Source organism: Serratia sp. JKS000199 (assembly GCF_900215455.1).
In the GTDB taxonomy this organism is placed as follows: domain Bacteria; phylum Pseudomonadota; class Gammaproteobacteria; order Enterobacterales; family Enterobacteriaceae; genus Serratia; species Serratia ureilytica.
Window position 1 is genome coordinate 2827532 of the sequence record NZ_LT907843.1, and the last position, 20602, is coordinate 2848133.

General features: G+C 59.1%; 24 protein-coding genes. 4 read left to right on the top strand and 20 right to left on the bottom strand.

Going from position 1 to position 20602, the window contains the following annotated elements; all coding sequences use genetic code 11:
• Window positions 1-101: 101 nt before the first annotated feature.
• The 7 genes from CPH57_RS13445 to CPH57_RS13475 form a co-directional block, all read right to left on the bottom strand.
• Window positions 102-548, bottom strand: coding sequence for a hypothetical protein (locus tag CPH57_RS13445; RefSeq protein ID WP_185742217.1), 447 nt, complete (start codon window positions 546-548; stop codon window positions 102-104).
• A gap of 89 nt (window positions 549-637) precedes the next feature.
• Window positions 638-1108 carry a putative T6SS immunity periplasmic lipoprotein gene (locus CPH57_RS13450; protein ID WP_229597901.1) on the bottom strand — a complete coding sequence of 157 codons (471 nt, stop codon included), beginning with the start codon at window positions 1106-1108 and terminating at the stop codon, window positions 638-640.
• Window positions 1109-1331: 223 nt separating this feature from the next.
• Window positions 1332-2291: a transketolase family protein gene (locus CPH57_RS13455; protein WP_089195013.1), complete on the bottom strand. Its 960-nt coding sequence runs from the start codon at window positions 2289-2291 to the stop codon at window positions 1332-1334.
• Window positions 2284-3135: a transketolase gene (locus tag CPH57_RS13460; RefSeq protein ID WP_172428009.1), complete on the bottom strand. Its 852-nt coding sequence runs from the start codon at window positions 3133-3135 to the stop codon at window positions 2284-2286. Before CPH57_RS13460 ends, CPH57_RS13455 begins: the two co-directional genes overlap by 8 nt.
• A gap of 13 nt (window positions 3136-3148) precedes the next feature.
• A complete protein-coding gene (locus CPH57_RS13465) occupies window positions 3149-4528 on the bottom strand; it encodes a PTS ascorbate transporter subunit IIC (protein ID WP_004936074.1) in 1380 nt (459 codons plus the stop codon).
• Window positions 4529-4551: 23 nt separating this feature from the next.
• Entirely contained in the window at window positions 4552-4833 is a 282-nt protein-coding gene (locus CPH57_RS13470) for a PTS sugar transporter subunit IIB (protein ID WP_025303676.1), read from the bottom strand.
• Window positions 4834-4925: 92 nt separating this feature from the next.
• Window positions 4926-5369, bottom strand: a complete 444-nt coding sequence (locus CPH57_RS13475) for a PTS sugar transporter subunit IIA (RefSeq protein WP_033643869.1) — start codon at window positions 5367-5369, stop codon at window positions 4926-4928.
• 310 nt (window positions 5370-5679) lie between these two features.
• On the opposite strand from CPH57_RS13475, the gene CPH57_RS13480 reads away from it, so the two are divergent.
• Window positions 5680-6699, top strand: coding sequence for a LacI family DNA-binding transcriptional regulator (locus CPH57_RS13480; RefSeq protein ID WP_042785105.1), 1020 nt, complete (start codon window positions 5680-5682; stop codon window positions 6697-6699).
• A gap of 54 nt (window positions 6700-6753) precedes the next feature.
• On the opposite strand, the gene yfcD is transcribed toward CPH57_RS13480, so the two are convergent.
• Window positions 6754-7299 (bottom strand): NUDIX hydrolase YfcD, encoded by a 546-nt coding sequence (gene yfcD, locus CPH57_RS13485; RefSeq protein ID WP_004936086.1) that lies wholly within the window; start codon window positions 7297-7299, stop codon window positions 6754-6756.
• Window positions 7300-7399: 100 nt separating this feature from the next.
• Entirely contained in the window at window positions 7400-7951 is a 552-nt protein-coding gene (gene yfcE / locus CPH57_RS13490) for a phosphodiesterase (RefSeq protein ID WP_096242450.1), read from the bottom strand.
• Between the two features lie 233 nt (window positions 7952-8184).
• Here yfcE and yfcG point away from each other — a divergent pair, with 233 nt between their 5' ends.
• The 3 genes from yfcG to CPH57_RS13505 all read left to right on the top strand — a co-directional run bounded on the left by yfcG (window position 8185) and on the right by CPH57_RS13505 (window position 10227).
• On the top strand, window positions 8185-8814 hold the full coding sequence (gene yfcG, locus CPH57_RS13495) for a GSH-dependent disulfide bond oxidoreductase (RefSeq protein WP_016926886.1): 630 nt from the start codon (window positions 8185-8187) through the stop codon (window positions 8812-8814).
• A gap of 110 nt (window positions 8815-8924) precedes the next feature.
• Window positions 8925-9296 carry a dihydroneopterin triphosphate 2'-epimerase gene (gene folX, locus CPH57_RS13500; RefSeq protein ID WP_096242451.1) on the top strand — a complete coding sequence of 124 codons (372 nt, stop codon included), beginning with the start codon at window positions 8925-8927 and terminating at the stop codon, window positions 9294-9296.
• A gap of 16 nt (window positions 9297-9312) precedes the next feature.
• Window positions 9313-10227 (top strand): TIGR01777 family oxidoreductase, encoded by a 915-nt coding sequence (locus CPH57_RS13505; RefSeq protein WP_096242452.1) that lies wholly within the window; start codon window positions 9313-9315, stop codon window positions 10225-10227.
• 7 nt (window positions 10228-10234) lie between these two features.
• On the opposite strand, the gene hisP is transcribed toward CPH57_RS13505, so the two are convergent.
• The 11 genes from hisP to CPH57_RS13560 all read right to left on the bottom strand — a co-directional run bounded on the left by hisP (window position 10235) and on the right by CPH57_RS13560 (window position 20587).
• The gene (gene hisP, locus CPH57_RS13510; RefSeq protein ID WP_004936098.1) at window positions 10235-11008 is read right to left on the bottom strand and encodes a histidine ABC transporter ATP-binding protein HisP; all 774 of its coding nucleotides are present in this window, start codon (window positions 11006-11008) and stop codon (window positions 10235-10237) included.
• A 21-nt stretch (window positions 11009-11029) separates the two neighbouring features.
• Window positions 11030-11734: an ABC transporter permease gene (locus CPH57_RS13515; protein WP_033643875.1), complete on the bottom strand. Its 705-nt coding sequence runs from the start codon at window positions 11732-11734 to the stop codon at window positions 11030-11032.
• Window positions 11731-12417, bottom strand: coding sequence for a histidine ABC transporter permease HisQ (locus CPH57_RS13520; protein WP_033635345.1), 687 nt, complete (start codon window positions 12415-12417; stop codon window positions 11731-11733). The genes CPH57_RS13515 and CPH57_RS13520 overlap by 4 nt, the downstream gene beginning before the upstream one ends.
• A gap of 82 nt (window positions 12418-12499) precedes the next feature.
• On the bottom strand, window positions 12500-13282 hold the full coding sequence (gene hisJ / locus CPH57_RS13525; protein WP_033643876.1) for a histidine ABC transporter substrate-binding protein HisJ: 783 nt from the start codon (window positions 13280-13282) through the stop codon (window positions 12500-12502).
• A 304-nt stretch (window positions 13283-13586) separates the two neighbouring features.
• A complete protein-coding gene (locus CPH57_RS13530) occupies window positions 13587-14159 on the bottom strand; it encodes a UbiX family flavin prenyltransferase (protein WP_033643877.1) in 573 nt (190 codons plus the stop codon).
• 140 nt (window positions 14160-14299) lie between these two features.
• Window positions 14300-15817, bottom strand: a complete 1518-nt coding sequence (purF, locus tag CPH57_RS13535; protein ID WP_033632500.1) for an amidophosphoribosyltransferase — start codon at window positions 15815-15817, stop codon at window positions 14300-14302.
• Window positions 15818-15838: 21 nt separating this feature from the next.
• Window positions 15839-16339, bottom strand: a complete 501-nt coding sequence (gene cvpA / locus CPH57_RS13540) for a colicin V production protein (protein WP_004936119.1) — start codon at window positions 16337-16339, stop codon at window positions 15839-15841.
• A gap of 234 nt (window positions 16340-16573) precedes the next feature.
• A complete protein-coding gene (gene dedD / locus CPH57_RS13545) occupies window positions 16574-17326 on the bottom strand; it encodes a cell division protein DedD (RefSeq protein WP_096242453.1) in 753 nt (250 codons plus the stop codon).
• Window positions 17327-18592 (bottom strand): bifunctional tetrahydrofolate synthase/dihydrofolate synthase, encoded by a 1266-nt coding sequence (gene folC, locus CPH57_RS13550; RefSeq protein ID WP_096242454.1) that lies wholly within the window; start codon window positions 18590-18592, stop codon window positions 17327-17329.
• A gap of 191 nt (window positions 18593-18783) precedes the next feature.
• Window positions 18784-19692, bottom strand: a complete 909-nt coding sequence (gene accD / locus CPH57_RS13555) for an acetyl-CoA carboxylase, carboxyltransferase subunit beta (protein WP_033643880.1) — start codon at window positions 19690-19692, stop codon at window positions 18784-18786.
• 232 nt (window positions 19693-19924) lie between these two features.
• Window positions 19925-20587: a DedA family protein gene (locus CPH57_RS13560; protein ID WP_004936130.1), complete on the bottom strand. Its 663-nt coding sequence runs from the start codon at window positions 20585-20587 to the stop codon at window positions 19925-19927.
• Between the last annotated feature and the right edge of the window lie 15 nt (window positions 20588-20602).

Consider the following 20602-nt stretch of genomic DNA (forward strand, 5'->3'; position numbering starts at 1 on the left):
AAAAAAGCCAGTCAGGTAATCCTGACTGGCTTTTTTATGCCTGATATTCTTGGTGATGATGCTGTTTTAGACAATACCCGCCAAATCCGCAGCACCCACCATCATCGCCAGGCGCTGACGCCCCGTGCAGAAAAATCAATGGTAGGCATGATGGGGGTTTGGCTGTTCGTGGCATAGAAAAATGCCGAATTCGTAAAGGAATACACCTTCCCGGAAAAATTGATGGTGACGCGGTTGCCCTCGCCGCGGATAGTTGCATCAGCCCGATCCGCCGTCAAAATTGGCGCGCTTTGACTCAGCACGTTGATAGGGTCGCCATCCAGGCTTCCGTTCAAATAGTAACGATACACACCCGTGTCGGTGGCCCCCGCATTCTGGTACTCGGTGACATAGAGCCAAATCTCGTCGGTCAACTGCTTTTTGCTGTAGAGCTTATCGTCATAAGTATCGCGGGTGGCATACCAATACCCCGCAAAGCCAACGACAATAACCAACAAAACCGTCGTCAATAGCCGATGAGCCCATTTAGTAACCATGCCGAGTTGCATAATCAATTCCTTCTCAAGCGTTATACCAATCACCCCGCTTCACACACATTGCTGCCCCAGTCATCTCATTCATCCCTTCTCTGGCTTTATTACTTCGCGCTGGCAATAACCTGCGAAATCTGGCCGTCACTGATTTTCAGCGAGAAACTGCGCTGCCAGAAACGTTTGGAATCTGCATCCTGAGGATCTACGGTACTGATTGCCACGGTATATGGCACATTGCTCTCAAATGCCTTGAACGAGTATGGGATACATTGGCCGGGCGTAATCGTCTCAACGGGCTTCGGCGGTAGAATGGTCCTACGCCAGAGTTCATGCGTTTGGCTACCCAACCGGTGTTCAATAGCGATACTGACCAGACTGACCCTGCCACTCTGTGTTGGGTCGGTTTGCGGTAAAGAGAAACAGAGATCATTTCCCCTCAGCGTAATATCCGCAGTGTAAAAACGTTGCTTTTCAAGCATACAGCCACTGAGCAACATCATCATGATGAGCGTAGAACGGGATAGCGTGATCTCGCCTAGCGTCAGCCTTCTGAACGAGCCTCTTGCTGTTATCATTATTTACTCCATGAATATAACTAATTGTATTTATTATACTATTTTTATTATCTCTTTTTACCTAAGCATTGGCCATCTATTATCCATTAAAAACAAAAAGCCCCCTAAGGGGCTTCTCAGTTGATAACGCGTGAGTCATGACTCAGATACTGGGCAGGAAGCTATGTGCTTTGTCCAGAGCACCAGACCTCATTCGTTACAGCAGTTGTTATTGACTCGAGAACTATTTTTGCAGCAGCTGCCCGGCAGCCTCCAGAATGTGCTCGGCGGTCAGGCCGTACTCCTGCTGTAAAAACGCCTGGGTGCCCACCTGGCCGTAACGCTCCTTCACCCCCACGCGCCGCATCGGCGTCGGGCATTCCTCCGCCAATACCTCCGCCACCGCCGACCCCAGCCCGTTATGAATGCTGTGGTTTTCACAGGTGACGATGCGTCCGGTCTTGGCCGCGTAGGTTTTGATCAGTTCACGGTCAATAGGCTTGAGGGTGAACATATCGATCACCGCCGCGCTGACGCCCTGCCGCGCCAGCATCTCCGCCGCCTTCAGCGCCTCCGCCACCATGATGCCGTTGGCGATCAGCGTGACGTCGTCGCCATCGCGCAGCAGGTTGCCCTTGCCGATGGTAAAGCGCGAGCCTTCCTGGTAGATGCGCGTCGCCTGCTTGCGAATGGTGCGCACCCAGTAGAAGCCGCGCAGATCCATCAGTTGGCGCAGAACGTCGGCGAACATGGTGGCGTCGGTCACTTCCAGCACCACCGAATGCGCCAGCCCGCGCACAATGCCCATGTCCTCGAACGACATGTGGGTGCCGCCGTTGTGGCAGGCGCTTACCCCGGCGTCGGAAGCGATCACTTTGACGTTGTTGCGCTGGTAATCCAGCGACATGAACAGCTGATCGAAACAGCGGCGGCTGGCGAAGGCGGTGAAGGTATGCACGAACGGCACCCGGCCGGTAAGCGACAGCCCGGCGGCGACGCCGATCACGTTGGCCTCCATGATGCCGCAGTTGATCACGTGCTGCGGGTGATCCTTGTGCACGCCGTCCATCGCCATCGAGCTCATCAAATCCGCCTCCAGCGCGATGATCGGCGCGCCCGCTTCAATCTGCCGCCGGACCGCGCCGGCATAGACTTTGCGCATTTCGACGGCGTCGTTCTCCAACTGCGTCACTACGTTAAACATGGGCGGCCTCCAGTTCGGCGATGGCTTTTTCGATTTCCAGCTGCACGTCCGGCGTCAGGCGCAGGTGGTGTGAGTTCGACAGGTTTTCCAAATAGGTCACCCCCTGTCCCTTGATGCTGTCGAGCACGATCGCCAGCGGCCGCTGTTCTCCGCCGCGCGCCGGCCTCACCGCCGCCAGCAGCGCCGCAATGTCGTCGCCCTTGATGGTCTGCACCTCAAAGCCGAAAGCGCGGAACTTGGCGGCCAGATCGAACGGTTGGATCACCTCGTCCAGCGCGCCGTCCAGCTGCTGTTTGTTGTAATCGATAAACAGCGTCAGGTTGTTCAGATTGTGGTGGGCGATAAACTGGAACGCCTCCCAGCACTGCCCTTCGTTCAGTTCACCGTCGCCGAGGATGCTGAACACCCGATTGCGGCGCCCCGCCAGCCGATGGGACAGCGCCATGCCGGCGGCGATCGACACACCCTGCCCCAGCGAGCCGGTAGTGGCGTCCACGCCGCGCGTGCGCAGCCGGTCCGGATGGCTCGGCAGGCGCGTGCCGTTCTGATTGAGGGTTTGCAACTCCGCCAGCGGGAAGTAGCCCTTGATCGCCAGCGTGCTGTACAGCGCCGGGCCGGCGTGCCCCTTCGACAGCACGAAGTCATCGCGCTCCGGCCAGTCCGGATCCGCCGGATCGATGCGCATCACGCCGCCGTACAATACCGCCAGCGTCTCGACCACCGACATACAGCCGCCGTAGTGGCCAAACCCCAGCCCGGTCAACGCCTTCAATGTTTCCAGGCGGATGGCGCGCGCCAGGGCGCGCAGCTCTTCAATTTCCATTTCGCTCGTTGTGTCGTTCATCACTCTGCCCTCGTTATTTCTCGACGCGGTCAGCGGCCGGCGCGCCTTTGCGTTTTCCCAGGAAGTTATGCGCCACCAGCAGCGCAAACACGGCGACAATCGCCAGCATGATCATCTCCTTCGACATAAAGCGCGCCATGTTGCCCAGCAGGATGCCGATCGCGCCGAAGTCGGCGTCGGAGAAGGTGGTGTTGGCAAAGCCCAGCGCCCCCAGTACCGGCAACAGCAGCACCGGCAGGAAGGTGATCAGCAGACCATTGGCGAAAGCGCCCAGCATCGCACCGCGCCGCCCGCCGGTGGCGTTGCCGAACACCCCGGCGGTAGCGCCGGTGAAGAAATGCGGCACTACGCCGGGCAGGATCAACACCATCTTCAGTTGCCCCAGCAGGAACAGCCCGGCCAACCCGCCGAGGAAGCTGAACAGGAAGCCGATCAGCACCGCGTTGGGGGCATAGGGGTAAACCACCGGGCAATCCAGCGCCGGCCGCGCGTTAGGCACCAGTTTTTCCGAGAAGCCGGTGAACGCCGGCACGATCTCTGCCAGAATCAAGCGCACGCCCTGCAGGATAATGAATACCCCGGCGGCGAAGGTGATAGCCTGGATAATCGAATACACCAGGTAGTTCTGGCCGCCGCTGAGCTCGCTTTCCACATAGGCCCGCCCGGCGCAGATCGCCAGGATCAGGTAGATGACAATCATGGTCATCGAGATCGAAATGGAGCTGTCGCGCAGAAAACTGAGGTTTTTCGGCAGGTTCATCTCTTCGGTCGAGCGCGAGTTTTTCCCCACTTTCGAGCCGATCCAACCGGACAGCACATAGCCCAGGGTGCCGAAGTGGCCGAAGGCGATATCGTCGTTGCCGGTGATGCGGCGCATATAGCGCTGGGCGATCGCCGGGAAGAACGCCATCACCAACCCCAGGGTCAGCGCGCCGGTGAACACCAACTGTACGCCCTCGAAGCCCGCCACCGTCAGGATGATGCCGATCATGCAGGCCATGTAGAAGGTGTGGTGGCCGGTGAGGAAGATGTATTTCAATCGGGTAAAACGCGCCACCACGATATTCGCCACCATGCCGAACGCCATGATCAGCGCGGTGGAAGCGCCGTATTTCTCCAGCGCGATGGAGACGATGGCTTCGTTATTCGGAATGATGCCCTGAATATTAAACGCGTGTTCGAACATGCCGCCCAGCGGATTGAGCGATCCGACCAATACCGTGGCGCCGCCGCCCAAAACGATAAAGCCGAGAATGGTTTTTACCGTGCCTTTCACCACGTCGGAAAACGATTTCTTTTGCGCCAGCAAACCGATCAGCGCAATAAGCCCGACCAGTACCGAAGGCACCTTTAATATATCCACCACAAACTTAAGCGTTTCCTGGATAAACATATCCACCTCGCCAATCGTTTTATTCAGATGATTGAGTGGGCTTCGAAGTAAGCGCGCAGCTTGGCTTCCAGCTCATTAATGTCGATGATGTTGCTGATCACCACCAACTGCTCGGCCGGTACGCTGGCGCTGTCGGCGATGTCTTTCGCCATCACGAACACGTCGGCGGCGCCGGGAGTGGCGGACGACAGATCGGAGTGTTCGACCTCGGCCTCCACCCCCATCTTTTTCAGCACCTTTTTAATGTTCATTTCCACCATAAAGCTGCTGCCGAGACCTGAACCGCAAATCGCCATGATTTTCATGATATCCACCTGTTGAATTTAGCGTGTAGGGTAGCGCCGCCGGGAATATTCCCGACGTTATGGGCATTAATAATGTTCCTGGTGATTAAACGTTAATAGCGGGCGATAATATCCTCAATTTGCCGTTTATCTGTGGCGTGAAATAACGCCTCCATCGCGGTGTTATCGGAAAATAATTCCGCCAACTGCGAAATCATTTCAATGTGACTGTTGCCGTCGGGTGCGGAAAGCATCACCACCACCTGAACCGGATCGTTATCCGCAGAATGAAAATTCACGCCCTGGTGGATCTTCAACAGCGACAGCCCCAGCGCGTTGGCGCCCTGCTCCGGCCGCGCGTGCGGCATCGCGATGCCCGGCGCCAGGACGAAGTAGGGGCCAAGCTGCTCCTGCTGATGAAAGATGGCCGTCAGGTAATTCGGCGTAATCACGCCGCGTTGCAGCAGCGGTTGCGCGCTCAGCGTTACCGCCTGGCGCCAGTCCTCCACCCGTTCGCACAGCTGTATATGATCGGCGGTCAGCCATTCTTTCAGCACGTTACCCTCCCAAGCGTTGATGGTTTCGGCCGGTGATTAATTCACCGACGACGGTAAAACTTTAATCAACCCCTCTCGGCTGCACAGTGATTGGCATCACAAAGATAGCGCTACCAAAGCGCTATCATGCAGATCTGTGATAGCGCTATCAAAACGCCATGCCGCGGCGCGGCGTTAACCACAATTTTTTCTCGCTCTTCCGGGTTACGGGGTAGAATGTGCCGCATACTGGGATCGTCGAAGCCGCGCCGTCGGCTTCCCACCATCACAATCTTTATGCGCCGCGCGCGCATTTCAGTCGGGATTAGGCATGTCGATCGGTAAAAAACGCCGCAGCACAGGCAGGGTGACGTTGGCTGACGTAGCGCAGCTGGCGGGCGTCGGCACCATGACGGTGTCGCGCGCGCTGCGCACGCCGGAACAGGTTTCGGACAAACTGCGCGAGAAGATAGACGCGGCGGTAAACGAGCTGGGCTATCTGCCCAACCTGGCCGCCAGCTCGCTGGCCTCGGCCTCGTCCTACACCATCGCCATGGTGGTGCCCAGCCTGTCCGAATCCGGCTGCGCCGAAATGTTCGCCGGCCTGCAGAAAGTGCTGCAGCCCGCCGGCTATCACATCATGCTGGCGGAGTCGCAGCACCACCTGGAACGCGAGGAGAAACTGCTGGAGACGCTGCTCTCTTACAACCTGGCGGCGGCGGTGCTGCTCAGCGTCGAGCATTCGCAAAATGCCCGCAACGCGTTGATCGCCGCCAACATTCCTGTGGTGGAGATCGGCGCCGTACGCGCCGATCCGATCGACATGAGCATCGGCATCGATTACGTGGCGGCCATGTATCAGCTGACGCAAACAGTGATCGCCAGCGGTTACCAGAATGTCGGGCTGCTGTGCGCCAATCAGGAGCAGTGGATTTTCCAGCAGCACCTGCAGGGCTGGCACAAGGCGCTACTGCGCAACCATATGTCGCCGCATCGGGTCATCAACGCCGCGCAGCCCGCCAGCTTCAGCACCGGCGCGCAGCAGCTGCCGGAATTCTTGCTGGCCTGGCCGGAGCTGGACGCGCTGGTGTGCGCGTCGGACGAACTGGCGGGCGGCGTACTGTATGAATGCCAGCGGCGGCGCATCAAGGTGCCGGATAATCTGGCGGTGGTGGGCTTCGGCAACAGCGAGTTCAGCCGGGTGTGCCAGCCGCCGCTGACCACCATGACCATTCCGCATCGCGACATCGGCATTCAGGCCGGCCAGGCGCTGCTGGCGCGGCTGAACGAGCATCCCTGGCAGCCGCCAGGCTCCCTGCCCGCCACGCTGTGCCGCCGCGACAGCTGCTGAATCCGCCCATAAAAAAAAGCCGGTCGATGACCGGCTTTTCCATGCGCAGGCGGCTCAGTGATTGTCGAGCGGCTTGCCGTAATCCTGTTCATTGTTGCGCGTCAGCCACAGCGACAGCGCCTTCAGCGAATCCGGGGTAAACTCGTCGCAACGGGCGGTGATCTCTTCCGGCGTCAGCCAGCACACCTCGGCCACTTCTTCTTCCTGCAGCGCGAACGGCCCGTGCGATACGCAGCTGAACAGCGCCCCCCACACCCGGCACTGCTCTTCCTCGAAGTAGAACAGACCGTGCTCGGCGAAAGGCACGCCGGCGATGCCCAGCTCCTCTTCCGCCTCGCGGCGCGCCGAATCCAGCACGTTTTCACCGCTTTGCACTACGCCGCCCGCCGTCGCGTCCAGCCAGCCCGGGTAGAAGTCCTTGATCTCGGTGCGACGCTGCACCAGAATTTTTCCCATCCCATCATGCACCACAATATAGGTAGCACGATGACGCAGCCGCTCCGCCCGCATCTGTTGACGACTGGATTGAGCAATCACCTCGTTTTGCTCGTCGACGATATCAACCCACTCGGTATCTGCAGCCTGACCCTGTTCCGCCATCCTCTAAAACCTTCTATTTTGGCGCGATGCAATCCCGCGCGCTGGTTAATCAATGAGTGTTTTTCAAAGATTTTTATTGTGTGTGTATAAATTAGTGCGTTTAGCGTGTTAACGCCACCTCCGCGACGACCTTGCCGTCGTCGAGCGTCAGCACGCGCAAAGTGCCGCTTTCCAACATGCCGTAGCTGGCGGGAAAGCCCCCTTTCGGGATGCTGACCGAGCCCGGATTGAAGCAATAGATCTCACCCTGCCGCTCCGCCTGCGGCAGATGCGTATGGCCATAGGCCAAGACGTCACCGCAGTATAACGGCGGCAGTGCCGAGGGATGATAAAGGTGACCGTGGGTCAAAAACAATCGTCTTTTTTGCAGTAAAACCTGTTGCCAGGGCGCCTCGATGGGAAACGTCAGCAGCATCTGATCGACCTCGCTGTCGCAATTGCCGCGAACGGCGATGATCTTGTCGCTATAGCGATTCAATCGTTCGGCAACCTGAGCGGGCTGATACCCGGCGGGCAGCGCGTTGCGCGGGCCGTGATTCAGCAAATCACCCAGAAGAATCAACCAGTCGGCGCCGTGTTGTGCGAACAATTCCAGCACGCGTTCGGTCGCCGGCAGCGAACCGTGGATATCCGAGGCGAACATCAGCTTCATAACCTTGTCCTATAGAGGGAAATAAGCGCCATTTTACCGCGCCGGCGCCGTGCGGCAAACCGCCGCCCGCCCCGGTGGAGAATTGTGATCCAACTGCGCAGATAGCATCGGACGAATCCCACATAGCCTGCTATCCTTAGCTGCTATTGTTGGATCTCTGATATACCTTTGTGCGCGGCGAAGACCGCAGCAACGTGTAATGAATTACAGATCACCTTACCGCAGGAGGCAACATGATTGACCTGTATTACGCGCCTACTCCCAATGGTCACAAGATCACCTTGTTTTTGGAAGAGGTCGGCTTACCCTACCGTATCCATCGCGTAAACATCAGCGCCGGCGAACAGTTCAAGCCGGACTTTCTGAGCATTTCTCCCAACAACAAAATCCCGGCGATCGTCGATCAGCAACCGGTGGACGGCGGCGCGCCGATCAGCCTGTTCGAATCCGGGGAAATCCTGCTGTATCTGGCGGAGAAGACCGGCAAGCTGCTGAGCAAAGGCCTGCGCGAACGCGCCGCTACCCTGCAGTGGCTGTTCTGGCAGGTGGCCGGATTCGGGCCGATGCTCGGGCAGAATCACCACTTTAACCACTACGCGCCGCAGCCGGTGCCTTACGCCATCGAGCGTTACCATCTGGAGACCAAGCGGCTGTACGGCGTGCTGGAAGCTGAACTGCAAAAACACCCGTACCTGGGCGGCGATAACTACAGCATCGCCGATATCGCCACCTACCCGTGGGTCGTGTCGCATCCGCGCCAGCGCATCGATCTGGCGGATTACCCGGCGGTGCGCAACTGGTTCGAGCGCATCAGCAATCGCCCGGCGACCGAGCGCGCCTACAAACTGGCCGAACAAGCCTAAGTGCCCCCCCGACTCCCCGTCGGCCGGGGAGTCACATCGTCCCTGCGTTATCATTTCCCTACTTTCCGTGTATTCTGAACGCTAATAATCAGACCTATGGAGAATCTCTGATGTCTTTCAGTCAACCCGACGCCGTTATTCGCATTAAAAATCTGCGGCTGCGCACGTTCATCGGTATCAAGGAAGAGGAAATCAACAACCGACAGGACGTCCTGATCAACGTGGTGATCCACTACCCGGCGGACAAGGCGCGCAACAGCGAAGATATCGCCGATGCGCTCAACTACCGCACCATCACCAAAGCGATCATCCGCCATGTGGAAGATAACCGTTTCGCGTTGCTGGAAAAATTAACGCAGGATGTGCTCGATATCGTAAAAGAACACGTCTGGGTGACCTATGCTGAAGTGGAGATAGATAAACTTCTGGCCCTGCGCTACGCCGACTCGGTTTCCATGACCATGAGCTACCGCCGGGACTAATTCAGGGAGGTCGACCATGCGGATCCTGATCACCGGCGCAACGGGATTGATAGGCAGCAGCCTGACGGCAAGACTGCTGGCGCTTTCTCACCACATTACGGTGCTGACCCGAGACGAACGGCGAGCCCGAGCCCGGCTGGGCGACCGGCCGAGCTATTGGCGAACGCTGGACGACCGGCAATCGCTGGATGAATTTGACGCGGTGATCAACCTGGCCGGCGAACCTATCGCCGACAAGCGCTGGAGCGTGCAGCAGAAAGAGCGGCTGTGCCGCAGCCGCTGGGATCTGACCGAACGCTTGGCGAAGCTGATCAAGGCCGGCAGCACGCCCCCCGGCGTGCTGATTTCCAGTTCCGCCGTCGGCTACTACGGCGATCAGGGGCAGGCGGTGGTGACCGAAGAGGAGCCGCCGCACGACGAATTCACCCACCAGCTGTGTCAACGCTGGGAAGCGCTGGCGCTGCAGGCGCAAAGCGACGCCACCCGCGTCTGCCTGCTGCGCACCGGCGTGGTGCTGGCGCCACAGGGCGGCGCGCTGGCCAAAATGCTGCAGCCGTTCCGCTTCGGGCTCGGCGGCCCGATCGGCGACGGTCGCCAATACCTGCCGTGGATCCACCTCGAAGACATGGTCAACGGCATTATTTATCTGCTGGATCACGCCACCCTGAGCGGCCCGTTCAACATGGTCGCTCCCTACCCGGTGCACAACGAGCAATTCGCCGCCCAATTGGCCAACGTGCTCGATCGCCCGGCGTTTCTGCGGGTGCCGGCGTTCGTCATGCGGCTGTTGATGGGGGAAGCGGCGGTGCTGGTGCTCGGCGGCCAGCGGGCGGTGCCGAAGCGCCTGGAAGAGGCCGGTTTCCACTTCCGTTATCTGGAGCTGGAACAGGCATTGGATGACGTTGTCAATCAGCGGGCCGAAGCCCGCTGATCTGAGGTTACTTCAACGCGCCGGACAGGAACTGCTGCAGGCGCGGGCTTTTGGGATTGCCGAACAGCTCGGCCGGCGGGCCCTGCTCTTCGATCAACCCTTTGTGCAGGAAGATCACGTGGTTCGAAACGTGGCGCGCAAATTCCATTTCGTGCGTCACCACCACCATGGTTTTTCCCTCCTCCGCCAGCTTCTGCATGATGCGCAGCACCTCGCCCACCAACTCGGGATCCAGCGCCGACGTCGGTTCGTCAAACAGCAGCACTTCCGGCTCCATCGCCAATGCGCGGGCAATGGAGACGCGCTGCTGCTGGCCGCCCGACAGGTGCACCGGGTACTTGCCGCGCGCCCGCTCGTCGATGCCCACTTTATCCAGGTAGCGCACCGCGCGCTCGTGCGCGTCGGCCTTGCTCAGCCCCAGCACCTGCACCGGCGCCTCCATCACGTTCTCCAGCACCGTCATATGGCTCCACAGGTTAAAATGCTGGAACACCATGGTCAGGCGGGTACGCAGCAGCTGCAGCTGCTTCTTGTCGAATACCTTCAGCTGGCCGTCCTTGTCGCGCACCATGCGAATATCTTCGTTGTTCAGGCTGATCGAGCCTTCGCTCGGCTTCTCGAGGAAGTTGATGCAGCGCAGAAAGGTGCTTTTGCCGGAGCCGGAGGAGCCGATGATGCTGATCACATCCCCGGCGTTGGCCGCCAGCGAGACGCCCTTCAGCACCTCGTGATCGCCATAGCGTTTGTGCAGTTCCGTGACGGCTAATTTATTCTCAGACATGGTTTTTCTTCCCGTCATTTATCAGTGACTAACGTGTGCCATCCAGCGTTTTTCAGCTTTGCGGAACAGGCTGATTAACACGTAGGAGATGATCAGGTACAACACCGCCGCAATGCCGAAAGCGTAAAACGGCTGATAGGTCGCGGCATTGATGTCGCGCGCAATCTTCAGCAGATCCGGCACGGTGGCGGTAAACGCCAGCGCGGTGGAGTGCAGCATCAGGATCACTTCGTTGCTGTAGGCCGGCAGCGCGGTGCGCAGCGCCGAAGGCAAAATGATGCAGCGATACATCTTGAAGCGCGAGAAACCGTAGGCGTTGGCGGCCTCGATTTCACCGTGCGGCACCGAGCGGATCGCCCCGGCGAAGATCTCGGTGGTATACGCGCAGGTGTTGAGCGTCAGCGCCAGGATGGTGCAGTTGAGCCCGCTGCGGAAAAACGCGTTGAGAAACTCGCTGCCGCGCACGATTTCCAGGCTGTACATGCCGGAGTAGAACACCAGCAACTGCACGTACAGCGGCGTGCCGCGAAACACGTAGGTGTAGAGCCACACCGGGAAACGCACCCAGCGCAGGGAAGAGACGCGCGCCACCGCCATCGGGATCGCCAGCAGCCCGCCCATCACCACGGAGGCGATCAGCAGCCACAGCGTGACCGCCACGCCGGTGAAACGGTAGCCGTCGCTCCACAGCAGCGACTGCCAATACTGTTGCAAAATCTCGATCATAGCTCGGCCCTCTTGACGCCCAGTGAGTAACGCCGTTCAAGCCACAACAGCACGCCGTTGGAAACGGTAGTGAAAATCAGGTAAACCACGCCGGCTACGATGGCGAAGAAGAACGGCTGATAGGTGCCTTTCCCCGCCAACTGCGTGGCTTTCACCACGTCGTTCAGGCCAAGGATAGACACCAGCGCCGTCGCCTTCAGGATCACCTGCCAGTTGTTGCCGATGCCCGGCAAGGCGAAGCGCATCATCGCCGGGAACAAAATGCGCCGAAAGATCTGCGCGCCGCTGAAGCCGTAGGCCGTCGCCGCCTCAATCTGCCCTTTCGGCACCGCCAAGTAGGCGCCGCGGAAGGTTTCGGTAAAGTACGCGCCGTAAATAAAGCCGAGGGTAATGATGCCGGCGCCGAGCGGGTCGATATCGATCTGCGAGAAACCGAGCAGCGTGGTGATGTTGTTCAAAGCGATTTGCAGGCCATAAAAAATCAGCAGCATCAGCACCAGATCGGGCACGCCGCGGATCAGCGTGGTGTAAGCGCCGAACAGGCCGGAAATAAGGGGGTTGTGGGAGAGTTTGCCGCCGGCGCCGATCAACCCGATCACCACCGCCAACAATACGGAACTGAGGGCCAACTCCAGCGTCACCAGAGCCCCCTCGAAAATCAGTTGGGAATAGCCTTGCAGCATCTACTTCACCCTGTCGTCTAGGATCCGAACCATCGGAGCCGGCGCACCGGCCCCGCAGTCACAGCATGGAACGGTTAGCGGATTAGCCGCCGTAGACGTCGAAGTCGAAGTACTTTTTCGCGTATTTATCGTAGGTGCCGTCTTTGCGCATCTCGGCGAAGGCTTTGTCCAGCGCCGCTTTCAGCTCGGTATCGGTTTTGCGCAGCCCCATGCCGGTACCGACGCCAAAGAATTTGTCATCCTTCACCGATTCGCCGGCGAACGCATAGTCTTTGCCCGGCGGCTGTTTCAGGAAGCCATCGCTGCCCGCCACTTCATCCTGGAAGGCGGCGTCGATACGCCCGGAGGCCAGATCGGCGTAGACCAGATCCTGGTTCTGATAAGGCACCACGGTGACGCCCTTCGGCTGCCACATGGCGTTGGCGTAGGCTTCCTGGGTCGTGCCCTGCAGCACGCCCACGCTCTTGCCTTTCAACGCATCCACGGTAGGCAACAGCTTAGACCCCTTCGGCGCGATCAGGCGGGCGTTGGCGGCATACAGCTTGTCGGTAAAGGCGATTTCCTGCTGGCGTTTTTCGGTGATGGACAGCGAAGAGATGATAGCGTCGATCTTTTTCGCCTTGAGGGATGGGATCAGCGCGTCAAAGTCGCTCTCCACGAAGGTGCATTGGGTATTTATGCGTTTGCACAGCTCTTTGGCCAAATCGATATCGAAGCCGACCAGCTCGCCTTTGGCGTTTTTGGATTCAAACGGCGCATAAGTCGGATCGGTGCCAATCTTCAATGTCGATGGGATAGCGGCGAATGCGCTGTTTGCGGCCGCCAAAGCCAAGACTAAAGGAAGAACCTTAACCAGCTTTTTCATAAATTACCCTCAAATTGATTTTTTTGATGCCACTACGGGCATTACTTTTCCCCACCAAATCAATTTGCAGTAATCGTGCCACATTAGGTGCTACGGGCGGAGGGAACGGCTCCGGCCTTCACAATACTGTTTCCTGGGACGATAACCGCAAAATTAAATCGGCCGCTCGGGGCCGCGCCACTGGCAGCCGCGACAGGACGGCGCCATGAAACAGTGAACGTGATGAAGTGGGATCATTATGGTGCATGCGCCGCCCTAATTCAGTGCGGTGTTGCACAAATGTACCAATTTGGGGATGAAAATGTTAATCAGCACCCTGCCAACGGGTGAACAGATCGGCCGGCAATTCAATATCAAACTGATCGATCACCCGATTGACGGTCTGATCGATGATGTCTTCCACGCTTTTCGGCTGGTGATAAAACGCCGGCACCGGGGGCATGATCACCGCGCCCATTTCCACCGCCTGCGTCATCAGCCGCAGGTGCCCAAGGTGCAACGGCGTTTCACGCACGCACAATACCAGGCGGCGGCGTTCTTTCAGCACCACGTCGGCGGCGCGGGTCAGCAGTCCGTCGCTGTAGCTGTTGACGATGCCGGACAGCGTTTTGACTGAACAAGGCAAAATCGCCATGCCCAGGGTTTTGAAGGAACCGGAAGAGATGGCGGCGGCGATATCGCGCGCATCGTGAACCACATCGGCCAGCGCCTGCACTTCACGCAGACTGTACGGCGTTTCCAGCGCCAGCGTCTGCCTTGCAGCGTTGCTCATCACCAGATGGGTTTCCACCTCTGCGACGTCGCGCAAGACCTGCAACAGGCGCACGCCGTAGATCGCGCCGCTGGCGCCGGAAATGCCGATGATGAGTCGTTTCATGAAGAATGGCCTCTGCCGTAAAAAAGTAAAAAATAAGATCAGGCAGACTTTGCCGCAATGGCGAGGGATAAGCAAGTTCACAGGAGCAAGGCGCACCGCCGCAGACGCGGCGATGCCCCCTGATGGATCAACGCAGGCGGTTAGCCTTCGTTATGCAGTTCCAGATTTTCCGCTTCGGTTTGTCCCCGCAGCGCCTTGGCGTCGTCGTTGCGCAGCGACTCCAGGTATTCCAGATAGCTTTGATCGACGTCTTTGGTCACGTAGATGCCGTTGAATACCGAGCATTCGAACTGGGTGATGTCCGGGTTTTCTTCACGCACCGCTTCGATCAGATCGTCGAGGTCCTGGAAGATCAGCCCATCGGCGCCGATGATTTGGCGGATTTCATCCACTTCGCGCCCGTGGGCGATCAGTTCGTTTGCGCTCGGCATGTCGATGCCGTAGACGTTAGGGAAACGCACTTCCGGCGCGGCGGAAGCCAGGTACACGCGCTTGGCGCCCGCTTCGCGCGCCATCTCGACGATCTGCTCTGAGGTCGTGCCGCGCACGATGGAATCATCCACCAGCAGCACGTTCTTGTCGCGGAACTCGGCGCGGTTGGCGTTCAGCTTGCGGCGCACCGACTGACGACGCGCCTGCTGGCCCGGCATGATGAAGGTGCGGCCGACGTAGCGGTTCTTCACAAAGCCCTGGCGGTAGGGTTTGTCGAGAATGCGCGCGATCTCCAACGCGATGTCGCAGGAGGTTTCCGGAATCGGGATCACCACGTCGATGTCCAGATCTTCCCATTCGCGGGCAATCTTCTCGCCCAGCTTCTGGCCCATGCGTACGCGGGCGCTGTAGACCGAGATCTTGTCCATAAAGGAGTCCGGGCGCGCGAAATAGACGTATTCGAACAGGCACGGATTGGTTTTCGGATTCTCTGCGCACTGGCGGGTGAACAGCTGGCCTTTGGTGGTGATGTACACCGCTTCGCCCGGCGCCACGTCGCGCAGGAATTCAAAGCCCAGGGTATCCAGCGCCACGCTCTCGGAAGCCACCATATACTCGCTGCGGCCATCTTCCAGCGTGCGTTTGCCGATCACCAGCGGACGAATGCCGTACGGGTCGCGGAACGCCAGCAGGCCGTGGCCGATAATCATCGCCACGCAGGCGTAAGCGCCACGCAGTTGCTGATGCATGGCGGCAACCGCGGTAAAGATGTTGTCGGCCTCCAGCGGATAATGCGGGAAGCGATCCAGCTCGCTGGCCAGCACGTTCAGCAGGATTTCCGAGTCGGAGGTGGTGTTGACATGGCGGCGGCCGCTTTCGAACAGCTTTTGGCGCAGCTCATGGGCATTGGTCAGGTTGCCGTTGTGGGCCAGCGTAATGCCGAACGGCGAGTTGACGTAGAAAGGCTGGGCCTCAGAGGCGCTCGAGCTGCCGGCCGTCGGGTAACGCACATGGCCAATGCCCATGTTGCCCTGCAAGCGTTGCATATGGCGCGCCTCAAATACATCCTTCACCAGGCCGTTGGCTTTACGCAAACGGAACCCGTTGTGGGCGTCAATGGTGACGATGCCTGCGGCATCCTGGCCACGGTGCTGAAGCACCGTCAGCGCATCATAAATCGACTGGTTTACCGGCATAAAACCGGCGATACCGACAATACCGCACATGTTGTCTTTTCCTCATCAGCGCTACCGCCCCGGCAATTGGGTCGGCAAGAAACTCGACGTGCTCTGCAGGTAGTCAAAGAACCACCTGATGACGTAACTGAACTGGGGAATCAGCTGCGACTGTTTCCAGTCGGCACTTTGTGAAAAGCCGGTAAAGGTATCCAGGAAGAACAGGATCGCCGCAACGATCAACACGCCGCGCAATGCGCCGAAGCAGATGCCCAGCACCCTGTCGGTGCCCGACAGCCCGGTTTTCTCTACCAGTGAGCTAATCACATAGTTAACAATAGCCCCTACGATCAGGGTCGCGATGAACAAAATCGCGATCGCGATGCCGTTTCGCACCAGTTCATCTTCAAAACGAGTGAAATAGACCGCAAGGTAAGAGTAGAAATGGCTGGCAACAAAAAACGCACATCCCCATGTCACAAGTGACAATGCTTCGCGAACAAACCCTCGGATCAGGCTCACCAGAGCCGAAAATCCAATCACCGCTATAATGACGTAATCAATCCAGACCATGAACTATTCCAATGATGAATCGCCCCTGCATCCAATTCGCGGCGAATTCTAACAGAAAAAGAAAACGTTTGCGTAGGGGATTTCCTACCACGTTACAAATAAAAAGCGGCGATTAAAAAATTCCCAATCGCCGCGCCTACATAGGTGATTTCGCCTGTAAAAGGCGCGGTTTCTCTAGCGATCTCTCCACCACTCCTTAATTCAGGGGCGCATCCTGCTGCGCCCCTGCGGGGTTTAACGACCGTACGGCTTCACCTGCCCGCTCAGCCCGCTGATCGAGTTCAGCGACGGCAATGCCGCCTGCAGCTTCTGCTTGGAAGCATCCGGGCCGACGTAGATGCGGGTGATCTGCCCTTGCACCGGCGTTGACGGCACAGTGAAGGCGCGATAGCCCGAAAGACGCAGCGAAGCGACAATCTCGTTCGCCTTGGCGGCATTCTTCAACGCCCCGAGCTGCACGACATAGGCTTGCCCGGCCGGCGCTTTTTCTTCCGCCGGTTTCGGCTGCGGTGCCGGCTCAGGCTTCGGCGTCGGTTCAGGTTTCGGCTCCGGCTTAGGCGTCGGTTTCACTTCCACCGGCTTCGGCTGCGGCGCCGGTTTCGGTTTCACCTCTACCGGTTTGGTTTCCACCGGTTTCGGCTTAGGCTGCTGCTGCACCGGCTGAGGACGCGTCTCGACCGGCGGCTGCGCCACCTGCGTCGGTTGCTGAGCATTCTGCCGCACCGCCTGTTGCGCCGCCGCTTCGTTAGCCGCCTGCTGCTCGACCAGCGCCCCCGCCCCTTCCGGCGGCTGCGCCGGCAACGGCTGCGTCACCGGCGGCAACACGTCGTTCTCTTCGACGTCGCCCGCCTTCGGCACCAAAGGAATGGCCGCGAATTCATCCTCGTAATGCTTCTTTTTGCCGTCCAGCAACCCTGGCAGGATAATCACCCCCAGCGCCACCAGAATCACGGTTCCGACCAGTCGGTTCTGAAATTTACTCGCCACTCACACTCCCCGCATCTCGTCTGACGCCGCCATCACCTGCGCAACGGTGTGGAACGATCCACAGACGATCACAATATCCTGTTTATCAGCATCCTGCATAGCCTGCCGCCAGGCAGTTTCGACATCATTAAAGCGTCGCGGTTCCGCCAGATGTTGCGCCAGCAGTTCGACGCTGGCGCCGCGCGGGCCGTCGAGCGGTGCGCAGTACCATTCATCCACCTGCTCGCTCAGGCAGGCCAGCGTACCGGCGATGTCCTTGTCCGACAGCATGCCCACCACCGCGCGCACCTTGCCGCCGTCACGCGGCAGCTTGGCCAGACGCCCGGCGAGATAGCCGGCGGCGTGCGGGTTGTGCGCCACATCGAGGATCAGCATCGGCTCCCGCCGCACGATCTGGAAACGCCCCGGTAGCGTCGCCTGCTGCAGCCCGGTGAAGATCGCGCGCTCGTCGATTTCCAGCGGGGAACAGTTCAGCGCCGCCAGCGCGGTAGCGGCGTTGGCCAGCGGCACGTTCGGCGTCGGCAGATCGGTCAGCAGCGTGTCGCCGCCCTGCCACTGCCAGCGATCGCCCTGCTCGCTGAAGCTCCAGGCTTCACCACGGCGATACAGCGGCGCGCCCAGCGTTTCGGCGACCTGGCGAATGCTGTCCGGCATGTCGGGTTCACCCACTACCGCCGGCTTGCCGCTGCGGAAAATGCCGGCCTTTTCTCGGCCGATGCTTTCGCGATCGTTGCCCAGCCAGTCGGTGTGATCGAGCGCGATGCTGGTGATCACTGCCACGCTCGGATCGACGATGTTGGTGGCGTCGAGACGCCCGCCCAGGCCGACTTCCAGGATCACCACGTCCAGCCGCGCCTGTTTGAACAGCTGCAGCGCCGACAGGGTGCCGAATTCGAAATAGGTCAGCGACGTTTCGCCGCGGCCGGCTTCAATGGCGGCAAACGAGCGGCTGTGCTCCGCTTCGCTCAGCTCTTCCCCCTGAATGCGCACGCGTTCGGTGTAGCGCACCAGATGCGGTGAGCTGTAAACGCCGACGCGCAGGCCGGCGGCCCGCAGAATAGCTTCAAGGGTGCGACAGGTCGTGCCTTTGCCGTTAGTGCCGGCAACGGTGAACACCGTGGGAGCGGGGGTCAGTAAGTCCAGATGCGCCGCGACGCGCTGTACGCGCTCGAGGCCGAGTTCGATCGCCTGGCTGTGCAGACGTTCCAGATAGTAAAGCCACGAGCTCAATGGCGACGTGGCTTGGGGAATTTGGTGGTTTTGCATGAGTCCCATCACTGAACTTGGGTTCATTAATCCATCAGGGCACCACCCTCACCGCGGTAAAGGCGATGCGCTTCGTCACTGCCGCCCACCTGCAAACCGCAACGTCATAGGCTGCGGCCGGCAGGGAACGGGCATCAGCCGTCACTTAGCCACAAAGTGGCGGCTGAACCCGGGCGGGATCCGTCTTTGCCTCAGGCGTCGGCCTGCTGCTCCGGCTCAATGACCGGCGCGGCCTCATCGAAATGCGGCTGCGGCTGGTTGGTCAGCTTGGACAGAATGCTCGCCAGCGTTTGGCGCATTTCCGGGCGGCGAACGATCATATCGATCGCGCCTTTTTCGATCAGGAACTCGCTGCGCTGGAAGCCCGGCGGCAGTTTCTCGCGCACGGTCTGCTCGATCACGCGCGGGCCGGCAAAGCCGATCAGCGCTTTCGGCTCGGCGATGTTGATGTCGCCCAGCATCGCCAGGCTGGCGGAGACGCCGCCCATGGTCGGGTCGGTCAGCACGGAGATGTACGGCAAGCCGCGCTCCTGCATTTTGGCCAACGCCGCGCTGGTTTTCGCCATCTGCATCAGCGACATCAGCGCTTCCTGCATGCGCGCGCCGCCGCTGGCGGAGAAGCACACCAGCGGACAGTTGTCCTCCAGCGCCTGCTCAACCGCACGCACGAAACGCGCGCCAACCACGGAAGACATCGAACCGCCGATGAAGGCGAATTCAAAGGACGCCGCGACGATCGGCATGCCGTACAGCGTGCCCTTCATCACCACCAGCGCATCTTTCTCGCCGGTCGCTTTCTGTGCGGCGACCAGACGATCTTTATAGCGCTTGGAATCCTTGAATTTCAGAACGTCCTTCGGCTCCAGATCGCTGCCCAGCTCCACTTCGCTGCCTTCGTCCAGCAGGGTATGCAGACGCGCGCGCGCGCTCATACGCATGTGGTGGTCGCACTTCGGGCACACTTCCAGATTCCGCTCCAGCTCGGCGCGGTAGAGAACCTGGCCGCAGCTGTCGCATTTAGTCCAGACCCCTTCAGGAATGCTCGCCTTACGGGTTTGTGTGATATTGCTCTTGTTAAGAATTCGTTCAATCCAGCTCATCGATGACCTTTCTGTTTGAACCTGGCACACGCCAGTCCGCTGTTCATGCTTTAACAATCCCCCCGAAAACACCCCAATGAAAAAATGCCCGTTCGCGGCGCGGCAAGCGCGGCGACTGAGGCATCGGCTTCAGGGTTGTTCGCAGGAACAGACCATAATGTCGCTCATTAAACCATATCGGCCCGACGCTGTGGACAAAAAACTGGTCGAACCGACAGGTTAAGCGATGTTTTTACTGTTTTTGCTGGCGGGCGGCCGCGCGCTTGTGGCGCCAAATTTCAATCACGCCCGGCAGAATCGAAACGATGATGATCCCGACGATCAACAGCTTCAGGTTCTCCTGCACCACCGGCAGATCGCCGAACAGATAGCCAGCATAAGTGAAGAGCAGCACCCAAACCAGTGCGCCAATCACGTTGTAGGCGGCGAAGTGGCGATAGGACATATGCCCCATGCCGGCGACGAACGGCGCAAAAGTACGCACGATCGGCACGAATCGCGCCAGAATAATCGTTTTCCCGCCGTGCTTCTCATAAAACTGATGCGTTTTATCCAGGTAGCTGCGGCGGAAGATTTTCGAATTCGGGTTGCTGAACAGCTTCTCGCCGAACAACCGCCCGATAGTGTAGTTCACCGCATCGCCGATGATCGCCGCCACGGCCATCAACGCCACCATGGTGTGCACGTTCAGATCGTTGGTCGGCAAAGCCGCCAGCGCGCCGGCGACGAACAGCAAAGAATCCCCCGGCAGGAACGGCGTCACCACCAAACCGGTCTCGCAAAACAGGATCAGGAACAGAATAGCGTAGACCCACATGCCGTATTGTGCGACCAGTTCGGCCAGGTGCACATCAATATGCAGAATGAAATCAATAATAAACTTGATGATGTCCATAAATTCTCTCATTGA

Excerpts from the sequence above, each read along its gene's own strand:
- CPH57_RS13445 (WP_185742217.1), bottom strand. The coding sequence starts at position 548 with ATGCAACTCGGCATGGTTACTAAATGGGCTCATCGGCTATTGACGACG.
- CPH57_RS13450 (WP_229597901.1), bottom strand. The coding sequence starts at position 1,108 with ATGATAACAGCAAGAGGCTCGTTCAGAAGGCTGACGCTAGGCGAGATC.
- CPH57_RS13455 (WP_089195013.1), bottom strand. The coding sequence starts at position 2,291 with ATGTTTAACGTAGTGACGCAGTTGGAGAACGACGCCGTCGAAATGCGC.
- CPH57_RS13460 (WP_172428009.1), bottom strand. The coding sequence starts at position 3,135 with ATGAACGACACAACGAGCGAAATGGAAATTGAAGAGCTGCGCGCCCTG.
- CPH57_RS13465 (WP_004936074.1), bottom strand. The coding sequence starts at position 4,528 with ATGTTTATCCAGGAAACGCTTAAGTTTGTGGTGGATATATTAAAGGTG.
- CPH57_RS13470 (WP_025303676.1), bottom strand. The coding sequence starts at position 4,833 with ATGAAAATCATGGCGATTTGCGGTTCAGGTCTCGGCAGCAGCTTTATG.
- CPH57_RS13480 (WP_042785105.1), top strand. The coding sequence starts at position 5,680 with ATGTCGATCGGTAAAAAACGCCGCAGCACAGGCAGGGTGACGTTGGCT.
- yfcD (WP_004936086.1), bottom strand. The coding sequence starts at position 7,299 with ATGGCGGAACAGGGTCAGGCTGCAGATACCGAGTGGGTTGATATCGTC.
- yfcE (WP_096242450.1), bottom strand. The coding sequence starts at position 7,951 with ATGAAGCTGATGTTCGCCTCGGATATCCACGGTTCGCTGCCGGCGACC.
- yfcG (WP_016926886.1), top strand. The coding sequence starts at position 8,185 with ATGATTGACCTGTATTACGCGCCTACTCCCAATGGTCACAAGATCACC.
- folX (WP_096242451.1), top strand. The coding sequence starts at position 8,925 with ATGTCTTTCAGTCAACCCGACGCCGTTATTCGCATTAAAAATCTGCGG.
- CPH57_RS13505 (WP_096242452.1), top strand. The coding sequence starts at position 9,313 with ATGCGGATCCTGATCACCGGCGCAACGGGATTGATAGGCAGCAGCCTG.
- hisP (WP_004936098.1), bottom strand. The coding sequence starts at position 11,008 with ATGTCTGAGAATAAATTAGCCGTCACGGAACTGCACAAACGCTATGGC.
- CPH57_RS13515 (WP_033643875.1), bottom strand. The coding sequence starts at position 11,734 with ATGATCGAGATTTTGCAACAGTATTGGCAGTCGCTGCTGTGGAGCGAC.
- CPH57_RS13520 (WP_033635345.1), bottom strand. The coding sequence starts at position 12,417 with ATGCTGCAAGGCTATTCCCAACTGATTTTCGAGGGGGCTCTGGTGACG.
- hisJ (WP_033643876.1), bottom strand. The coding sequence starts at position 13,282 with ATGAAAAAGCTGGTTAAGGTTCTTCCTTTAGTCTTGGCTTTGGCGGCC.
- CPH57_RS13530 (WP_033643877.1), bottom strand. The coding sequence starts at position 14,159 with ATGAAACGACTCATCATCGGCATTTCCGGCGCCAGCGGCGCGATCTAC.
- purF (WP_033632500.1), bottom strand. The coding sequence starts at position 15,817 with ATGTGCGGTATTGTCGGTATCGCCGGTTTTATGCCGGTAAACCAGTCG.
- cvpA (WP_004936119.1), bottom strand. The coding sequence starts at position 16,339 with ATGGTCTGGATTGATTACGTCATTATAGCGGTGATTGGATTTTCGGCT.
- folC (WP_096242454.1), bottom strand. The coding sequence starts at position 18,592 with ATGCAAAACCACCAAATTCCCCAAGCCACGTCGCCATTGAGCTCGTGG.
- accD (WP_033643880.1), bottom strand. The coding sequence starts at position 19,692 with ATGAGCTGGATTGAACGAATTCTTAACAAGAGCAATATCACACAAACC.
- CPH57_RS13560 (WP_004936130.1), bottom strand. The coding sequence starts at position 20,587 with ATGGACATCATCAAGTTTATTATTGATTTCATTCTGCATATTGATGTG.